This window comes from Schaalia turicensis ACS-279-V-Col4, assembly GCF_000296505.1.
GTDB classification, from domain to species: domain Bacteria; phylum Actinomycetota; class Actinomycetes; order Actinomycetales; family Actinomycetaceae; genus Pauljensenia; species Pauljensenia turicensis_A.
In genome coordinates this window covers 51157-67972 of the sequence record NZ_JH815208.1, presented here as the reverse complement: position 1 = coordinate 67972, position 16816 = coordinate 51157, and the positions used below count along the sequence as shown (strand labels likewise).

Below are 16816 nucleotides of genomic sequence, written 5' to 3'. Positions count from 1 at the left end.
AAACTCAAAGAATGATGGAGGTGAGTGAAAGTGAGCGGACAAGATTGGCTTGAAAAAGACTTCTATAAGACGCTGGGCGTAGCAAAAGATGCCGACCAAACAGCGATTAAGAAGGCCTACCGCAAGCTTGCTCGCCAGTATCACCCCGACCAGAATCCGGGTGATGAAAAGGCGGAAACCAAGTTCAAGGAAATCGGCGAAGCCTACGCGGTGCTGTCTGACGAGGAACAGCGTAAGCAATACGACGCGATCCGTGCCATGGGTGGAGGAGCTCGCTTCTCCGCCGGTGGCCCGGGTAGTGCCGGCTTCACAGATGCGTTCTCGTCGATGTTCGGTGGTCAAGGCACTAGCTTCAACTTCTCAACTTCCGGTTCGGGAGTCAATATCGAGGATCTCTTCGGAATGTTCGGTGGAGCGGCCGGTGGCTTCAACGCCGGCGGCCCTCAGCCGAACTACGGGGCTGGTACCCGCTTTGGTCACACCCCGCCACGTCCCAGGAAAGGCGCCGACCGAATCGCGTCGACGTCGATCACTTTCCGTGAGTCGCTCAAGGGAGCAACGCTCACCATGAAAGTCGACGGGAAGAAGAACACCGTTCGTATCCCCGCAGGCATTAAAGAAGGTCAGAAGGTTCGTCTTCGTGGCAAAGGAATGCCCGGGGAAAACGGTGGCCAGTCCGGCGACCTTCAGGTGACGATCCACGTTGAGCCCCATCCGGTATTCACCCGGGATGGCGACAATCTGCGCGTGAGAGTTCCCGTGACGTTCGCCGAAGCGGCCTTGGGTACGAAGATCGACGTTCCACTGATCGATGGGAATACCGTGACTGTGAAGGTGCCTGCTGGAACTCAATCAGGCGCGGTTCTACGCGTGCGCAAACGCGGTGTTGAAACCGCGAAGCACACGGGTGACCTGCTGATCGAGATCATGGTTGCCGTTCCAGACCACCTGACCAAGGAACAGAAAGATGCCGTGAAGGCACTTGCTGACTCTTTTGATCACCAGGACGTGCGAGCCACCCTGATGGAGAAGGCGAAGGAGTGACCGATGGTCAGGCGGCGTTCTTCCGATTCTGATGACGCACTGACGTTCGTTATTTCAGTGGCGGCTGAGCTTGCAGGCATGCACCCGCAGACTCTTCGTCAATACGATCGCCTCGGTTTGGTGACGCCCGCGCGCACAAAGGGCAGAGGACGTCGCTACTCGCAACGCGACGTTCAACGTCTGCGCGAGGTACAGAGGATGAGCCAGGATGAAGGCATCAATCTTGCTGGAATCCAGCGGATCCTTGAACTTGAACGCCGAGTGGAAAGCCTCGAAGCTGAGCGCGTCGCGCTGTGCCAGCGGATCGAAGAACTTGAAGCTCGTCAAGATCGAGTCTTCGCCGCGTCCGCAAACGGCGTGGTGTCGCCGATGCGTCGCGGTGAGCGCCCGTGGGTTAATCCTTCTGCCCGCGATGGGCAAGGGAGGGAAATCTCTATCTGGCGTCCAATCCGTACTGCAAGCCCGTACCCGGAACGCACAATCCGGGCTGTTATCGAAGCAGGACCTTCGGGTGTCAGGGTGATCGACGGGACGATTTCCGTCGTCGACTAATCGCCATAACCTCTGCATCTTCGGGGCGAGCGTTGACAATAGTCACGCTCGCCCCGAAGTGTATTTGCGCAGATAGTTCTACACTCGCGTTAGGGTTACCCCATGAGTTCTCACGATTCGTCGGCGCACCGACTGCCGATGCGCGCCCAACTTGCACTCGGTGCGGGCACACTTGCCCGCACGGCCTCGCGAATTCTGGGACGAGGATCAGGCGGAATGATCGGCGGTGAAGTCGCCAGCCGTATCTACCCGAATATTCTGTCGGAACTTGCAGTCCCGATGGACTCCGTGATCGTGTCAGGGACGAACGGCAAGTCAACGACCAACCGATTCGTTCGCGCGGCCCTTGAAACAGCAGGTCAGGTTGCCTCGAACGTGAATGGCGACAACATGGGCTCGGGTATTATCACCGCGCTGATGAGCACGCCGACCGCGCCACACGCGGCCCTCGAAGTTGATGAGATGCACGTGCCCGCCGTTGCAGCGCACGTTTCGCCCAAAGTTTTTGTCTTCCTCAATCTGTCTCGCGATCAGCTGGATCGCGTCGGTGAAATTGGTTCGGTTGAACGCCGTCTGCGTCAGGCAGTTGAAGAAAACCCTGATTCCCTTGTTGTTGCGAACTGTGATGATCCGCTGATCGTGTCGGCAGCCTGCGAAGCGCGAAACGTTGTCTGGGTTGCCGCGGGCGCCGGATGGGGAGACGACTCCGTGGCCTATCCGCGCGGTGGCAGGGTTGTTCGTGACTCCGATTCGTGGCATCTCATTGAAGCTTTCCTCGGCGAAGAACTCCCCGAACTTCGCCAGCGTCCCACGCCAGACTGGACAATCGGCAACATCGATTTGATGCCGGAAGGAGCAAGCGGGCCCTCGGCAATTCTGTACGGACCAAACGACGTTCGCGTTCCTTTGCACCTGCAGCTCCCGGGGCGCGCAAACCTTGGCAACGCTGCCCAGGCGGTAGCGGCCGCGGTCGCGTTGGGGATTGATCCGCAGGTGGCCGCCAACGCGATCGGTCAAGTGCGTCAGGTTGCCGGACGGTATTCCATTCATGACGTTGATGGGCGTCGCGCTCGCATCATGTTGGCGAAGAATCCGGCAGGCTGGCAAGAAGCGATGACGATGGTTGACCCGCGTGTCAAACAGGTCGTGATTGCAGTCAACGGCCAGGTTCCGGACGGGCAGGATCTCTCGTGGCTCTGGGATGTCGACTTCTCCGTGTTGTCCGCGTCCGACGATCGTCGCATTGTCGCGTGCGGTGAACGAGGCGCCGACTTGGCCGTCCGCCTTGAATACGCGGGAATTCACTGCGATCTTGCGCCACTACCCATGGACGCCTTGAAGCTCCTTGAGCCCGGCAAGGTTGAAATGTTGCTGAACTACACGGCTCTTCGAGACTTTAAAGTAATCCTTGATGCTCGCCAGAAATCAGCAACTGGACGATAGGAGGGTGGACGATGAGTGAATCAACCCTGCGAATCGGGGTCTTGTTTCCCGACGTGCTGGGCACCTACGGAGATACGGGCAATGCTCTGATTCTGGCAGAGCGCGCCCGCCGTCGAGGTATCGATGCGGAACTAGTGACAGTGTCTTTGAACGAAGACATCCCAGCAGAACTGGATCTTTACACTCTCGGCGGTGGCGAAGACACTGCGCAGTCACTGGCGGCTCAGAAATTCCGCGACGACTCGGGCTTGCTTCACGCCTTGGACGCCGGCAAGCCACTTCTTGCCATCTGCGCCTCATTGCAGGTTTTGGGGCACTGGTATCGCGATGCGCGCGACGAGCGAGTCGAAGGCCTCGGCGTTCTTGATGTCACCACGGATCCGCAGGGGCATCGTGCAATTGGCGAGCTTGTCTGTGAACCCCTTCTTGAAGGACTGACCCAGCCAATGAGCGGTTTTGAAAACCACGGTGGTGGGACGGTTCTTGGGCCCAACGCGCGTCCGCTTGGTCGCGTCATTGCGGGCGTTGGCAACGGAACTCCCGAAGGGATGACACCGGAGCCTATTGCCTACGATGGTGTCGTTCAAGGATCCGTTATTGCTACCTATATGCATGGACCCGTTTTAGCTCGAAATCCTGAGCTTGCCGACTTGCTTCTTACTCGCGCTACAGGGCTTGAACTGGCGCCACTTGATGTTCCAGGCGTCGAAGCTCTGCGCGCTGAACGTTTGGATTTTGCGTGCCGCTGATCAGCGTGCTTTGCGCTGTTGTCTACGGAAAATCAGGGTTTGATCGGGGTTGCTCCCCAAAGACAGGGCGCTTCTTCACCGATACGATGGATAAGAATTGACTATCGATCTGGAGGATTGATGACCCCTGAAATGAACACCGATCCGACTGGTAGCCAGCCGAATGGTGGTTTCGCGACCGGTTTCAACGGACAAGCCCCTCAGGCTTCATCCCAAACACCGTGGCCTCAGTACGGCGAGGTCTCCGGTTCATCGAATCCAACCTACGGTTCTTACGCGGGTGGGACGTTCAATGATGGTGGCGCGGGCTACCCGCAGGGTGCGCAAGCGCAGTGGAATTCTGATGCACCTCAGTACCCGGGTCAGCCGATGAATCAGCCGATGGGACAGCCCTATGGCGGCCAACAGGCTGGTGGCCCCAACGTTGCTGGAATGCCGATGCCGGGTGTGCCTCAGAAGCTTCCTAGCCGTGCCGGTTCGATCATCATGATGGTCGTTGGCTTGCTGATGATGTTTATCGTTGCCCCGATTTCCCTGTTGGTGGGCGCTCTGGCTGGTCTCGATCTTGACGGTGTTATTGCTGGAACGAATGAGATCCGCTCTGGCGACACAATCACCATCGGTGACGGCGGATCGCTGATGGTGACGGCCTCACGTTCGGATCCTTCGGCTTACGCGGGCACCCTCTACTCGTGTAAGGTCACCTCGGTTGAAACGGACACCGAATATAAGATGACGACGAGTGCGACGGACACTTTCTACATTGATGGTCTGGCGCCCGGAAATTACGTCGTTGAATGTGAGGGTGAAACCACTAGATTGATGGCAATTTCTGGTGTTACCGCCGACGATTTGGTGGGGGCTGGAATGTCGGGAGTTGCTTGGGCGACGGGAATCGGAATTCTTGGTCTGATCCTACTGATTGCCGGCATCATCTGGCTGGTGGTGACGAATCGTAAGCGTTCGCAAATCCGCGCCACTCAGATAGGTTCGCCGTATCAGTGGCAGTGATGTCCTGACAGTTTCTTTCGCGTGAGGGCGAGGCTGGTAGTGATACCGCCTCGCCCTCACGTCCACCCTGGGTGTTTTCCTCGGCGTCGACGAGGTTCTTCTTGGTTCGCTTCTTCCAGAGTGACAGGGAAGATCCTCTTCACTGAAAAACTGCGAGGGCGTTCGTGTTTCTTTTCCGGGACTGTCAGTCGCCGAGCGTTTGGAAGAGGGATGCCCACGAGGGTGCATGGCGCTGTTTGGGCTTTAAATGAAGAAGACGCCAGCATTCATATCAAGATTCTGACATGGACCATGTACACACCAGATTGACGCTAAATGCAAAATGATTTCTACATGGTCTCTTCTAGACTGGGAACAATGGTGGGTCGGCAACGATGCCATGGCACGTGATTGCCTGGGATGACTGCTCATCCCTGAATGGAGAACGGTTCAGCGCAGGTATCGACATCGTGAAACAATGCGTTTCTTAGCGTTATTGGTAGAGATAAACGGTAATTTCGTTAAAAAGGGGAAGGAAAGCATGGGTTACATCGAGTCAAACAGCGCAGATCGATTGAAGATTCCTACCCCGGTAACTCAAGACCGCCTGAAGGATCTTTTCAATCAACGTAGCTGGACGTGGTTCGTTGATAATGAAGGCGATTTGGGTGGTCGCTGGAATGGCTACACCTTTTATTTTTTGTTGACTGGAACGAAGCAAGAGATTCTCCATATCCTGGGTGGCTGGGGTAACCCCATCAATCCGGACCGTCTACCAGAGGCACGTGCTTTTATTGCTGACTGGCATAGGAAGCACCTCTGGCCGAAAGTCTGCTCGACCCTTAACGATCAGGGAGTCGTCAATATTCGAGTAGAGAACACTGTTGACTGGGAGTCTGGAGCAACGGACGAACAGCTCTACCAGCAGATCGATTGTGCGCTTGGCACGGGGATGCAATTCTTTGAAGCACTGAACGAGGAGCTGTCGTTATGAGCGGAATCTTTGATCGAATTAGGAAGATCTTGAATGCCCAAGTAGCAGATGAAGTGCAAAAGGATGCTTCTGCCAAAGACGGCCTCGTCCTAGATGTAGACGCAGACCTGCAAGAACTCCAGTCCCTTCAGGTTCCCAGTGAAGATGACAACGGGGAAGACCAAGGTAGGGGAGCTTCTTCGGCAGATGATGTGCAGGATCGTTCGGACCAGCCCGATCAGCTGGATCTGACTCGTCCAGTCACCCTTGAACGTGTCGGGTTCTTTTTTGACTCACAGGGTTGGAATTGGGAGATCGACGACGAGGGTGACTTTGTGACAGGTTTCGATTCGAATCAGTACGTGTTCCGGATCACCGGCAAGAAGAATGAAATCTTCACAATTATTGCCTTTCGAAGCACCCCCGTTGATGCTCAGCTGAGGTCAGAAGTCGAGCTACTGATTGAAGATTGGCATGCGACTCACCTGTGGCCGATGGCTTCGTTTACTGAAAAGAACGGAGAGATTCGAATTCTGGCAGAAGTGAACTTGGACTGTGAGTGGGGGCTTTCTGACGCGCAGCTTGTTACTCAGTGCAAATGCGGAATCGGCACAATTTCCGCCTTCTTTGAGGAAGTAGATCAGAAATTTGGCCCAGCTCCATCGGAATCTGACATGAACGGCGACTACAGCGAATAGTGCGCTGTTCGCGACACTAGCGTAGGAACTCTGCCGATCATGTGGCAGACACAGTCATTTATTAAAGGGGGGATGTGATGGACACTCCGCTCACATCGCGGGCTACAGCTTATCCCCTGCTGAATGAGCGCGGTGAAACGACGCGTTCTCACATCCTCGACGCTGTCCGAGCTGAGATTGTTGAGCGTGGGGCTACAGCGATGACGGTTTCTTCAATCTCGAAGCGAGCGAACCTCACGCGCTCCCTGTTCTACCACTACTTTGCGACCAAAGATGAAGCCGCCTCGGCGGTCCTCGACAGTGTGATTGATGACTTTCTCGCTCAGGTTCGTCAGTGGAACGAGGGGCGAGAACTCGGAAACGTTGATAAAGCTCTTGATGACGCAGTGCATCTTATGTGTTCGATCATCGATCAAGACAGTCCATTCAGCATGAGCTTGGCGGGGACTGGGAACGGGCAACTGTATCTGCAGTTCATTGACCGCGCGGCCGACCGTATCGCGCACTTCATTGTGGATAACACCGTAGAAGATTTCCGCCGACACCATGAGATCAAAATTGGTGACCTTTACGAGACCTTCTACATGCTTATCGTCGGTCTGATCTCCCTGATGAGAACGCGCCCGGATATCAGCGAAGCGGCGGTTAAACGAATCGTCGCCCACACCCTCCAGATTGACGATCTCGTTCAACTCGATTGATGAAGGATTTCTTCATTGAGGGAATGCGCGGAGCTCAAACAGTGATTGACAGGGTGTAAATGTTGGCCCTAGACTGTGTGAGTCAGTTCATATCTGTAGTGGCGCGCGCTTTGAATCTGGATCTTGACCCCGAAGGGTGGACCTTCATTTCTTGAGTCCGTGTCACGACTCAGCGTCCTGTGAGTGCAAGGAAGGCAAGAACAATGTTGTTCGAGGTCTACGGCGAACATGCCGCATATCAGTGGATTGGATGGGTGCTAGTTTTCGCTGCGCTCATCGGAGCGAATGAGATCGCGCGTCGTACAAAGGCGGGAGGCATCTTCTGTTTCCTTGTACTGCCGGCTATTTTGACGGTCTATTTCATTGCGATCTACGTAGGTGCTGGACAGGGTGCCGAGTGGGCGCTCAATAACCCGACCTACGTGCACATGAATAGCTGGTTCCACTATGCGAAGCTCTATGCGGCAACTGCTGGCTGTATTGGCTTCATGATGCTGAAGTATGGCTGGGGAAAAATCGGTCGTTCACATGCATTCAAGTGCTTCCCGTTCGTTATTGTTGCGATCAACATTCTGATTGCCGTTGTCTCTGATTTTGAGTCGGCGTTCCGCGCATTCGGCACGACCTGGGTTTCCTCCGAAGGGGTCACGCTGATGGGCGGTTGGCACAATGTCTTCAATGGCATCGCGGGTCTGATCAATATCTTCCTGATGACCGGCTGGTTTGGTATCTACGCTTCTCGAAAGAAGCAGGACATGCTCTGGCCAGACATGACGTGGGTGTTCATTGTCGCCTACGACCTCTGGAACTTCTGCTACACCTACAACTGTTTGCCGACTCACGCCTGGTACTGCGGTGTTGCCCTGCTTCTTGCACCGACGGTTGCCAACGCCTTCTGGAATAAGGGTGGTTGGATCCAGAATCGTGCAAATACGTTGGCTCTCTGGTGTATGTTCGCGCAGGTTGTTCCCGCGTTCCAGGACTACTCGAATTTCTCGGTTCAGTCCGTGAATAATCCGAATGTAAACCTGTTTGTTTCGATTCTCGCTCTGGCTGCCAACATTCTGGCTCTCGGCTACGTGATCTACCGTTCGCGCAAGCTTGGCCGTAACCCGTACACGAATGAAATCTTCGTGGGGACGAAGGATTTCGAGGCTGCAATGGCGCGCCGTGAGGATGTGGCTACCGCCTGATCCAGTTTGTATGGACGAGGCCCCGCCCGGCATGTGTCGGGCGGGGTTTTCGCTTGTCAGATCACCTTTGTCAGCTAAGGGTGAGTAGCTGGCCTCGTGAATGGGGAAGCGGAAGGGGTGGAAGTTGAGTTTTCGGCGAGAAAAATAAAGTTGAGTGGAATAGACTCAACTTTGGAGCGTTGATATATGCAGACGCACGTGGGATCGCCACGTGCCCATATCTCGACGCAATGCGTCACTGGAGGAAATATGACCAACGAATTCACGACGAAAGCGCAGGAAGCTATTGGCTCTGCGCTCGAGTCAGCCAGGGCAGCTGGCAACCCGGGAGTTACGCCCCTGCATCTTTTGAATGCTCTGCTGACTCAGAACGAAGGAATTGCGACGGCGCTTCTCGATGCTGTCGGTGCCGACCGTAAGACGATCGGCGCGAGAGCGCGTAACGCTCTGCTCGCATTGCCAAGTATTCAAGGCTCGACCGCCCAAAACGCTCAGGCAGACCAGGCTCTGATGGGAGTCATCAACGACGCTCAGAAGCGTGCAGAAAAGGCTGGCGACGCTTATGTGTCGACTGAACACCTGATGATTGCGCTTGCCGCGTCAAAGAGTGAGGCCGGCACCATTCTTTCTCACAACGCGGCACCGCCCACCGCTTTGGAGGAAGCTCTGAAGACGCTCCGTCCGAATCCGATTACATCACCTGACCCGGAGGGGAGCTTCGAAGCTCTCAAGAAGTACGGGCGAGACCTGACCGAGGTTGCTCGCGAAGGCAAGCTCGACCCGGTGATCGGTCGTGACGCGGAGATTCGTCGCGTTGTGCAGGTACTGTCGCGTCGTACGAAGAACAACCCTGTCCTCATCGGTGAGCCCGGTGTGGGTAAGACTGCGGTTGTCGAAGGGTTGGCTCAGCGTATTGTCGCGGGCGATGTTCCGGCATCCCTGAAGGATAAGACGCTTATTGCTCTCGACCTGGCATTGATGGTGGCAGGCGCGAAATACCGCGGTGAATTTGAGGAGCGTCTGAAGGCTGTCCTCGAAGAAATCCAGCGCTCTGACGGGCAGGTCATCACCTTTATCGACGAGCTTCACACGGTCGTCGGTGCCGGTGGTGGGTCTGAAGGTGCGATGGATGCTGGCAATATGCTCAAGCCGATGCTTGCGCGTGGCGAACTGCGCATGGTTGGCGCGACCACGCTGGACGAGTATCGCGAGAACATTGAAAAGGACCCGGCTCTGGAACGTCGTTTCCAGCAGGTTTTCGTCGGCGAACCGTCCGTTGAGGATACGGTTGCGATCTTGCGCGGTATTGCGCCGAAGTACGAGGCCCACCATAAGGTGACAATCTCCGATGGTGCGCTCGTTGCGGCGGCAACCTTGTCGGATCGCTACATCACGGGGCGTCAACTGCCGGATAAGGCGATCGACTTGATTGATGAGGCTGCGTCTCGTCTGCGGATGGAACTTGATTCTTCCCCGATCGAGATCGATGAGTTGCGTCGCCAGGTGGATCGTCTGCGAATGGAAGAATCCTATCTGACCGAATCTGATTCGGATAAGACGGATGAAGCGACCCAGATTCGCCTAGAGAAGCTTCGTGCGGACCTCGCTGATAAGCAGGAAGAGCTGACTGCATTAACTGGACGCTGGGAGGCAGAGAAGGCCGGGCATAACAAGGTCGGTGATCTGCGCGTTCAGCTGGATGAACTGCGTACTCAGTTGGAACTTGCTATCCGTGAGAATCGTTGGGAAGAAGCCGGAAGGCTTCAGAACGGTGAAATCCCCGCGGTCGAACGCCAGATTGGCGAAGCCGAGGCGAACGCTGAAGCGGAAGATGAAGCAGCCGGCGAGCCGATGATCGCAGAGAAGGTTGGGCCGGCTGAGATTGCGGAAGTCGTGGAGTCCTGGACGGGTATCCCGACCGGTAAGCTCCTACAGACGGAAACCGAGAAGCTTCTGACCATGGAAGATGCGATCGGGCATCGACTGATTGGTCAGAAGATGGCCGTCGCGGCGGTGTCCGATGCGGTTCGGCGTTCCCGTGCGGGGATTGCGGATCCGAATCGTCCGACCGGTTCGTTCCTGTTCCTCGGTCCGACGGGTGTCGGTAAGACGGAGCTGGCGAAGTCGCTGGCGGAGTTCCTCTTCGATGATGAGCGAGCGATGATTCGCATCGACATGTCGGAGTACTCCGAGAAGCATTCGGTCGCGCGCCTCGTCGGTGCCCCTCCGGGATACGTTGGATACGAGCAGGGTGGTCAGCTGACCGAAGCTGTTCGCCGTCGTCCGTATTCGGTGATCCTTTTGGATGAGGTCGAAAAGGCTGATCCGGAAATCTTCGACATTCTGCTTCAGGTTCTCGACGATGGTCGCTTGACTGACGGTCAGGGCCGCACGGTTGATTTCAGGAATACGATCTTGATTTTGACATCGAACCTTGGCTCGCAGTTCCTATCCGATCAGTCTTTGACGCAAGAGATGAAGACTGATGCGGTGATGGAGACGGTGCGTCATGCATTCAAGCCGGAGTTCTTAAACCGTCTGGATGAGACGGTCATGTTCGACCCGCTGTCGGCGGATGACTTGGCTGGCATTGTTGACCTGATGGTCGGCCAGCTCGCGAAGCGTCTTGAGAGCCGTCGCATCACGCTCGATGTGTCCGAGCCTGCCCGCGGTCTGCTGACCCGGATTGGCTACGACCCGGCTTACGGTGCTCGTCCGCTACGTCGCCTGATCCAGAAGGAAATCGGTGACAAGCTGGCGAAGATGCTTCTAGCCGGCGAGGTTGGCGATGGTTCGACCGTTCGCGTCGATGTTTCCGAAGACTTGGAGACTCTGTCGATGCAGGTAGTCGCAGAAGGTGAAGAGCCGGACATCTTCTCCTGCTGATTGATTCACGAGGCCGTGTGGGGCGCGGGTTTTCAACGCGCGCCCCACACGTGCACTTGTCACCAGAACTCGTGGCCGATAAGGGCGCGTTTAGAATAGGGGGGCACACCGATAACAGCACGGCCCGAACAATCGAGCGAGCGTCACAACGCAGAAGGGGACACGCATGGCAGTGATCACGAGCGAACTGATGGATATTCCTTTTGCTCATGCGTATGCGTTGAATGCTGGGGGACAGACCCTGGTCAAGGTTGGTGACACGTCGACCGTCTATCCGCTGGCGTCTGTCACGAAGCTTCTGATGGCATGGTCAACGTTGGTTGCAGTCCAGCGAGGCTTTATCAGTTTGGGCGATCCGGCTGGTCCCGAAGGGTCCACGATTCGCCACCTTCTGGCTCACGCCTCGGGCTTGCCCGCAGAATCTCGCGATGCACAGTTCGGCGTCGAAAAACGACGTGTTTACTCCAACGCTGGTTTCGAGATCCTTGGTGATGCGGTTGCCGAAGCAACGGGAACAGACATCGGTCGATGGATTGAAGAATCCGTGATTGAGCCTCTGGGCATGACAACGGCGGACGTTCCCGGTTCAGTCGCGCGCTCTGGGCGAGCAAGTATTGATGACCTGCTGATCCTCGGCCAGGAGCTCCTGCATCCAACTTTGATCAGCGATGCGCTATCGACTGAAGCGGTAACCCCGCAGTTCCCCAACCTCGCGGGCGTTGTCCCCGGATACGGTCGGCATAACCCGTGCCCGTGGGGACTCGGCCTTGAAATCCGGGGAACGAAGAACCCGCACTGGACCGCCCCAGATGCCCCGGCCACAACATTCGGCCACTTCGGAGTCTCAGGCTCGTTCCTCTGGGTTGACCGTGAACACGACGCGACCGCAGCGTTCCTTGGTTCACAAGAATTCGGCCCCTGGCATAAGGAACAATGGTCGCAGCTCAACGCCCAATTGCAGGGCCTCGTGAATGCCTAACTGTCAGGCGCGAAGGCGGTTCTGATCCCAAGTGGTCAGTCGGCAATGTCGATGATGACTGGCACATGATCCGACGCGCCCTTGCCCTTACGCTCATCCCGATCGATCTGAGCCTCAACCACACGCGACGCCAACGCGGGGGAGGCGTACACAAAGTCAATGCGCATGCCCTCATTCTTCGGGAAGCGTAGCTTCTGGTAATCCCAGTAGGTGTAGTTGGTGACGCGGTCGCGGGTGATTTCGTCCCACCCATCATCGGCGAAAGCAAAGAATGCGTCGCGCTCGGGCTGTGAGACGTGGGTGGCGTCGGCAAATGCGGTCATGTCCCACACGTCCTCATCAAAGGGGGCGACATTCCAGTCACCGACCATGGCGATCTGCGCCTTCGGGTCCTCAGACAGCCACTTCACACCGTTTTCCTTCAAGACGCGTAGCCACTCGAGCTTGTAGACGTAATGAGGGTCGGTCAGCTCACGACCGTTCGGGATATACAGGCTCCAGATCGTGAATGGTGAGCTATCGGGCGATTCGACAGTAACGCCGAGTGCGCGAGCCTCCACAACCGGAGGATTCCCAAATGCGGGTTGGCCCGCGAAATGATCCTCGACCTTAAGAATCGGTAGGCGCGAGGCTACCGCAACACCATTCCACTGATTCAGGCCGTGAATCCGAACCTCGTACCCCGCTTCGGTGAACTGGTCGACGGGGAACTGGTCGGGTTTGCACTTAATTTCCTGCATCGCCAGTACGTCTGTGCTCGAGCGTTCAAGGAAAGCGATGACGCGATCGACGCGGGTGCGGATGGAGTTGACGTTCCAGGTAGCAAATCTCATGGGATAAACCCTAGCCGGCAGGCTCCGACCTTGCTTGTTCGGGGTTTGACTTCGCTTGTTCACGGATTGAGTCCGCGCTTGTTCGCCAAAGACCTGTTTGTCAGTCTCTTTCGCTCCTGCGGTAGTTGAGGGTGAAGGTCCCTGACGCTGGCGTGTTTTGCCTCGTAGGCTTATCTCATGGGAACTGCACTTGTTACCGGCGCGACGTCGGGCATTGGCGAAGAGTTTTGTTGGCAACTGGCTGCAGGTGGCCATGACCTGGTCCTGGTGGCACGGAGTGAAGCGACATTGCATCAGCTTGCGGAGCGACTTCACGCCTACGCGGGGATTAACGCAGAGGTGATCGTCGCTGACTTGGCGAATCCTGACCAGCTGGCTCGCGTCGCTGAGCGTCTGGATGTGGGTGGTGCTGAAGTGGGCGCTTCGGCTCTGAAGCCCATCGATCTGCTGGTGAATAATGCCGGATTCGGGCTAGGTACGTCCTTCCCTGACAACGACCTTGATGCTGAGCTCTATGGCTTGGATGTCATGGTTCGTGCGGTGATGGTGTTGTCGCATCATGCAGCTCGGTCGATGCGCGTGCGTCACCGAGGTGCCATCATCAACACGGCGTCGGTAGCGTCGCGAACAGGGGCGGGCACCTACTCCGCGCATAAAGCGTGGGTCGTTGCGTTCACCGAGGGCCTGTCGGAGGAATTACGAGGCTCGGGAGTGACTGCTACCGCTGTTATGCCGGGGCCGGTTCGTACTGAATTCTTTACAAAGGCTGGTGTCGATATGGAAGAGATGCCGGGTGCGTTCTTGGCGACCCCTGAGGAAGTTGTGACTGCTGGCCTTGACGCGGTGCGTCGCGGGAAAGTGTTGGTCACGCCGACTGTTCCTGCGAAGGTCGGGATGGCGTTGATGAAGTTTGCTCCGCGTTCTTTGACGCGTCGTGTGATGCGGGCTGTTCCGCATATGTGAGTGCATACCAGCACTTAATGGGGCTACTGTTACTAATGTGATTGGTGATAATAATGTGGTTTAGCTCTTGCTCCCTCATTTTGTTCACCGATACTCTGTAATGACATGTCTGCTCGACGTGTGTCTGTTGACTCCCATCAACGATCAGTCGATTGAAGGAAGAACTCGCCAATGAAACTGCGTATGACGAAGCGAACGGCTCTGCTTGGCCTCGTAGCTGCCGCGCTCATCATTCCCGGAGTAAAAGCGACAAGCGCCGACTCCGCGCAGAGTGCAACAGGGGTAAGTATTCCGCAAGCAGCTCAGATGGACCTGCAGTCGGGCGTAAATCCTTTCTCCCCTTCAACGGTGACAACCTCCACCACTCCCTACGCCCCGTCCGGAGGAAACTGGCAGAACATTGGTGGCGATTGGCGTTGGGCTGCCAATGGCACGGGTCTCCAGATTGCGTCAACCTGGGCAAAAATCAATGGGCACATCTATCACTTTGAATCAACAGGCTGGATGAATACCGGTTGGTACAAAGAGGATGGCACTTGGTACTATTTCCAGCCTTCAGGAGGCTATGCGGGAGCCCTACACACCGCCGGCTGGCTCAAGCTCGGCGAAACCTGGTACTACCTTGATCCGACGACCGGCAAGATGATCGCAGACACGGAGAAGATCATCAACGGAAAGCTATACCTCTTCGACATTGACGGCAAGATGAAGACCGGCTGGGTCTCCATGTCGCAAGGTTGGCGCTACATCGACGCATTAGGTGACCGCGTCTTCGGCTGGCTCAAGCTGAACGGCACCTGGTACTACCTTGATCCGTCCACGGGAATCATGCAGACCGGCCGACGCGCGATCAATGGAACCACCTACGTGTTCAACTCTTCGGGTGCAATGTCTACCGGCTGGACCAAGTTGAAGGAAGGCTGGCGCTATTCCGATTCCAACGGCGTCGAGTACCTCGGCTGGCTGGGTCTGAATGGGGCGTGGTATTACCTCGATCCATCAAATGGCGTCATGGTCGAAAATGCTTCCAAGACAATTGGTGGCAGGACCTACACTTTCGACGCCAATGGCAAGATGAAGACCGGCTGGGTATCAAACTCTGACGGTTGGCGTTACCTCAACGCATCCGGGTACGAAACCTACGGCTGGTTGAATGATCGAGGAACGTGGTACTACCTTGATCCGTCCACGGGAATCATGAAGACCGGACGCCACACGATCAATGAAACCACCTACGTGTTCAACGCTTCGGGTGCAATGTCTACCGGCTGGGCACGTCTGAGCGATGGTTGGCACTACTCCTCAACCAGTGGTGCCGAGGCTGTTGGCTGGGCAATCGTGAACGGCTACTGGTACTACATGGATCCCTCAACGGGCATCATGGTCGCAAACACCTCGAAGAATATTGGTGGAAAAACCTACTCCTTCGACGCTTCTGGAGTATGGCGTTCCTGAACGTCTGGTCGTCCTCGTAAAATCCGCGCAACCCCGAACGTGAAATTGTTCGATGTGCTGGATAGTCCGGAAGTCGACGTGCTCATTTCGTCGTGATTCGCTGCTGTACAGTAACGTGCGCCATTCGATAAGGTGATTCCTGAGTAGTATTTACTAGTAATCCAATGTGGCTGATCTTGGTGCCATCTACGGAATTGCAATACAAGGGGAACAATGAGAGTTTCACACCAAGTCCCGTGGCGTACATTGGCAAGCGCGTGTGTTATCTCTGGGCTTGTCCTGTCGACGAACGTCGCCACGTTTGCTGACGAAAACGGTGAAAGCGCACCTTTGACCGTCGCAACCCAGAGCGATCCCCAAGAAAACCCGCAGAATCAGGAGGGTACTTCACCTCTAGGAGCTGAAACCGTAGCTCCTGTCGCTACCCCGAAAAAGACGACTGCCCACGAACCTTTGCAATCCCCTGAAGGTTCATGGATCTACTCCGGCGTCTGGCAGTGGAAGCAACCCGATGGGACGCTCCTGAAAGACTCGTGGGCGCGTATTAACGGCTCCACCTACTACTTCGATGCGAACGGGACCATGGCAAGTAACTGGTTCCGCAACTCTGATTCGTGGTTCTACGCATCCGCGTCTGGTGCTCTTACCACAGGTTGGTTGAATGATCGAGGTACGTGGTACTACCTCGATTCTGAAACGGGACAGATGGTCACCGGCCAGAAGCAAGTGGGAAACGAAACCTACTTCTTCAATGCCTCCGGCGCGATGTTGACCGGTTGGGTTGAGATGCCCGATGGGTGGCATTACGCGACTACGTTCGGCGTTGAAGTTCATGGTTGGTTGAATGATCGAGGTACGTGGTACTACCTTGATCCGTCCACGGGAATCATGCAGACCGGACGCCAAACGATCAATGGAACCACCTACGTGTTCAACGCTTCGGGTGCAATGTCTACCGGCTGGACCAAGCTGAAGGAAGGCTGGCGCTATTCCGATTCCAACGGCGTCGAGTACCTCGGCTGGCTGGGTCTGAATGGGGTGTGGTATTATCTCGATCCATCAAATGGCGTCATGGTTGAAAATGCTTCCAAGTCAATTGGTGGCAGGACCTACACTTTCGATGCCAATGGCAAGATGAAGACCGGCTGGGTTGAGATGTCCGATGGGTGGCATTACGCGACTACGCTCGGCGATGAAGTTCATGGTTGGTTGAATGATCGAGGTACGTGGTACTACCTTGATCCCGTTACAGGCATTATGGCGACAGGCGAGCGAACTATCGGCGGGAACTCCTATGAGTTCGCATCTAACGGCGCGATGTTGACCGGATGGTACAAGCGCGCAGATGGCTGGCATT

General features: G+C 56.0%; 15 protein-coding genes. 14 read left to right on the top strand and 1 reads right to left on the bottom strand.

Annotation, left to right across the window (positions count from 1 at the left end; all coding sequences use genetic code 11):
- Positions 1-30 precede the first annotated feature (30 nt).
- The 11 genes from HMPREF9241_RS00300 to HMPREF9241_RS00250 all read left to right on the top strand — a co-directional run bounded on the left by HMPREF9241_RS00300 (position 31) and on the right by HMPREF9241_RS00250 (position 12208).
- Positions 31-1044, top strand: coding sequence for a DnaJ C-terminal domain-containing protein (locus HMPREF9241_RS00300; protein ID WP_006680265.1), 1014 nt, complete (start codon positions 31-33; stop codon positions 1042-1044).
- Between the two features lie 3 nt (positions 1045-1047).
- On the top strand, positions 1048-1596 hold the full coding sequence (locus HMPREF9241_RS00295) for a heat shock protein transcriptional repressor HspR (RefSeq protein ID WP_006680264.1): 549 nt from the start codon (positions 1048-1050) through the stop codon (positions 1594-1596).
- A 102-nt stretch (positions 1597-1698) separates the two neighbouring features.
- The gene (locus HMPREF9241_RS00290) at positions 1699-3039 is read left to right on the top strand and encodes a Mur ligase family protein (RefSeq protein WP_006680263.1); all 1341 of its coding nucleotides are present in this window, start codon (positions 1699-1701) and stop codon (positions 3037-3039) included.
- A gap of 11 nt (positions 3040-3050) precedes the next feature.
- The gene (locus HMPREF9241_RS00285) at positions 3051-3788 is read left to right on the top strand and encodes a type 1 glutamine amidotransferase (protein WP_006680262.1); all 738 of its coding nucleotides are present in this window, start codon (positions 3051-3053) and stop codon (positions 3786-3788) included.
- Between the two features lie 120 nt (positions 3789-3908).
- Entirely contained in the window at positions 3909-4799 is an 891-nt protein-coding gene (locus tag HMPREF9241_RS00280; RefSeq protein WP_006680261.1) for a hypothetical protein, read from the top strand.
- Positions 4800-5319: 520 nt separating this feature from the next.
- Complete coding sequence (locus HMPREF9241_RS00275) at positions 5320-5772, top strand: type III secretion system chaperone family protein (RefSeq protein ID WP_103632488.1); 453 nt, start codon at positions 5320-5322, stop codon at positions 5770-5772.
- Complete coding sequence (locus tag HMPREF9241_RS08670; protein ID WP_006680259.1) at positions 5769-6449, top strand: YbjN domain-containing protein; 681 nt, start codon at positions 5769-5771, stop codon at positions 6447-6449. The genes HMPREF9241_RS00275 and HMPREF9241_RS08670 overlap by 4 nt, the downstream gene beginning before the upstream one ends.
- Positions 6450-6526: 77 nt before the next feature.
- Entirely contained in the window at positions 6527-7150 is a 624-nt protein-coding gene (locus tag HMPREF9241_RS00265; protein WP_006680258.1) for a TetR/AcrR family transcriptional regulator, read from the top strand.
- A gap of 203 nt (positions 7151-7353) precedes the next feature.
- Positions 7354-8343, top strand: a complete 990-nt coding sequence (locus HMPREF9241_RS00260; RefSeq protein WP_006680257.1) for a DUF5692 family protein — start codon at positions 7354-7356, stop codon at positions 8341-8343.
- Positions 8344-8592: 249 nt separating this feature from the next.
- The gene (clpB, locus tag HMPREF9241_RS00255; protein ID WP_006680256.1) at positions 8593-11229 is read left to right on the top strand and encodes an ATP-dependent chaperone ClpB; all 2637 of its coding nucleotides are present in this window, start codon (positions 8593-8595) and stop codon (positions 11227-11229) included.
- 166 nt (positions 11230-11395) lie between these two features.
- Complete coding sequence (locus HMPREF9241_RS00250) at positions 11396-12208, top strand: serine hydrolase domain-containing protein (RefSeq protein WP_006680255.1); 813 nt, start codon at positions 11396-11398, stop codon at positions 12206-12208.
- 35 nt (positions 12209-12243) lie between these two features.
- Here HMPREF9241_RS00250 and HMPREF9241_RS00245 read toward each other — a convergent pair whose 3' ends face one another.
- Positions 12244-13041, bottom strand: coding sequence for an exodeoxyribonuclease III (locus tag HMPREF9241_RS00245; protein ID WP_006680254.1), 798 nt, complete (start codon positions 13039-13041; stop codon positions 12244-12246).
- A gap of 177 nt (positions 13042-13218) precedes the next feature.
- On the opposite strand from HMPREF9241_RS00245, the gene HMPREF9241_RS00240 reads away from it, so the two are divergent.
- From HMPREF9241_RS00240 to HMPREF9241_RS09335, 3 genes are all read left to right on the top strand, one after another.
- Positions 13219-14004, top strand: coding sequence for an SDR family NAD(P)-dependent oxidoreductase (locus HMPREF9241_RS00240; protein WP_006680253.1), 786 nt, complete (start codon positions 13219-13221; stop codon positions 14002-14004).
- Between the two features lie 171 nt (positions 14005-14175).
- Entirely contained in the window at positions 14176-15459 is a 1284-nt protein-coding gene (locus HMPREF9241_RS00235) for a hypothetical protein (protein ID WP_006680252.1), read from the top strand.
- A 213-nt stretch (positions 15460-15672) separates the two neighbouring features.
- The coding region (locus tag HMPREF9241_RS09335; protein WP_006680251.1) for a PspC-like choline-binding domain-containing protein at positions 15673-16816 on the top strand (1144 nt) is incomplete at its 3' end.

What these genes read in the sequence shown, in the direction of transcription:
- HMPREF9241_RS00295 (WP_006680264.1), top strand. Translation starts at nt 1,048, where the DNA reads ATGGTCAGGCGGCGTTCTTCCGATTCTGATGACGCACTGACGTTCGTT.
- HMPREF9241_RS00290 (WP_006680263.1), top strand. Translation starts at nt 1,699, where the DNA reads ATGAGTTCTCACGATTCGTCGGCGCACCGACTGCCGATGCGCGCCCAA.
- HMPREF9241_RS00285 (WP_006680262.1), top strand. Translation starts at nt 3,051, where the DNA reads ATGAGTGAATCAACCCTGCGAATCGGGGTCTTGTTTCCCGACGTGCTG.
- HMPREF9241_RS00280 (WP_006680261.1), top strand. Translation starts at nt 3,909, where the DNA reads ATGACCCCTGAAATGAACACCGATCCGACTGGTAGCCAGCCGAATGGT.
- HMPREF9241_RS00275 (WP_103632488.1), top strand. Translation starts at nt 5,320, where the DNA reads ATGGGTTACATCGAGTCAAACAGCGCAGATCGATTGAAGATTCCTACC.
- HMPREF9241_RS08670 (WP_006680259.1), top strand. Translation starts at nt 5,769, where the DNA reads ATGAGCGGAATCTTTGATCGAATTAGGAAGATCTTGAATGCCCAAGTA.
- HMPREF9241_RS00265 (WP_006680258.1), top strand. Translation starts at nt 6,527, where the DNA reads ATGGACACTCCGCTCACATCGCGGGCTACAGCTTATCCCCTGCTGAAT.
- HMPREF9241_RS00260 (WP_006680257.1), top strand. Translation starts at nt 7,354, where the DNA reads ATGTTGTTCGAGGTCTACGGCGAACATGCCGCATATCAGTGGATTGGA.
- clpB (WP_006680256.1), top strand. Translation starts at nt 8,593, where the DNA reads ATGACCAACGAATTCACGACGAAAGCGCAGGAAGCTATTGGCTCTGCG.
- HMPREF9241_RS00250 (WP_006680255.1), top strand. Translation starts at nt 11,396, where the DNA reads ATGGCAGTGATCACGAGCGAACTGATGGATATTCCTTTTGCTCATGCG.
- HMPREF9241_RS00245 (WP_006680254.1), bottom strand. Translation starts at nt 13,041, where the DNA reads ATGAGATTTGCTACCTGGAACGTCAACTCCATCCGCACCCGCGTCGAT.
- HMPREF9241_RS00240 (WP_006680253.1), top strand. Translation starts at nt 13,219, where the DNA reads ATGGGAACTGCACTTGTTACCGGCGCGACGTCGGGCATTGGCGAAGAG.
- HMPREF9241_RS00235 (WP_006680252.1), top strand. Translation starts at nt 14,176, where the DNA reads ATGAAACTGCGTATGACGAAGCGAACGGCTCTGCTTGGCCTCGTAGCT.